General features: G+C 57.5%; 1 protein-coding gene and 1 pseudogene. One reads left to right on the forward strand and one right to left on the reverse strand.

Annotated elements, in window-relative coordinates:
- Positions 1-677 precede the first annotated feature (677 nt).
- A pseudogene (locus IB277_RS37575) lies at positions 678-953 on the forward strand (transposase); the annotation flags it as partial.
- A gap of 6 nt (positions 954-959) precedes the next feature.
- On the opposite strand, the gene IB277_RS37580 reads toward IB277_RS37575, so the two are convergent.
- A partial coding sequence (locus IB277_RS37580; protein WP_192371008.1) for a transposase domain-containing protein occupies positions 960-1,077 on the reverse strand: 118 nt, incomplete at its 5' end.

The following is a 1,077-nucleotide window of genomic DNA, read 5'->3' on the forward strand; positions in this document are numbered from 1 at the left end:
CGGAGCGGCAATCAGAACACGACGAGACTCTTGCCAGCGACAATCAGCATGATACTTTCATCCCGACCGCGACATAAGAGTCTCATCCAGATTGTCGCCGCCGTCTCATCCTGATCGCCGCGCTATACCGGCCGAAACCCGCCGGCTCTTCATGCGCAACAACTCGACAACTGGCGGTCGCACCGCGACTTCAAATGTGAGCGCGACGAACAGCCCACTGCTTTCGGCGTTGACGGAACGGCAATAGCGCTTTTTCTCATGCTGTGACCCCAGACACTCATCCGCTTGCGGCTGGAGTTCGGTGGTCAGTTATGCGCGTTTGCGCGGGTGAAGTGCGTATTCCGATGATGCCGGACGGCTATTCCAATCTGAAGCCGGACAGGTATTCCAATCGCATGCCGGACGCGATTCCGACTTGAAGCCGGACAGTTGGCGTGCCTGTGGGTCGTGTGTTTTTTTGACCTGAGCTCGTTTCGTGGTCAAGCCAAGGTTGTTTGATCGTGAGCGTCCGGCGAAGGCATTTTCGCTTGGTTGAGAGGCCGAGATTATAGGCCGCGTTTCATCTCGTCTGACATGACGCGTTCGACCACATCCGGATCGCATTGTTCATGTAATGGCCCCATAGATCCCCGGACATGATCTCCCACTTGTTAAGTATGAGGAGTAATGTCCCCATTATGAGTAGTCACAACCCGAAGATAGAAGTGCTGTCCGGCCCTGAGCGCCGCCGTCGCTGGTCGACGGCCGAGAAGCTCGCCATCGTTCAGGAGACGTATGAAGGGGATGCGACGGTCAGCATCGTCGCGCGGCGTCACGGCATCCAGCCGAACCAGTTGTTCAATTGGCGCAAGCTTGCAGCGCAGGGAGCGTTCACCGCAACCGCATCGCAGGAAGACGTCGTTCCGGCATCCGAATATCGAGCCCTTCAGAACCAGGTCAAGGAACTGCAACGTAAGCGCTTAGCTGACGGCGTCTGACCTGAAGTTCCAGGGCATGAGGGCTTCGATTTCGGATGCGGGCCAGCCTTGAGCGATGCGGGTCAAGGTCTGCGAGAGCCAGTCGAACGGATCGACGCCA

It is taken from the genome of Ensifer sp. ENS07 (assembly GCF_014852185.1).
In the GTDB taxonomy this organism is placed as follows: Bacteria; Pseudomonadota; Alphaproteobacteria; order Rhizobiales; family Rhizobiaceae; genus Ensifer; species Ensifer adhaerens.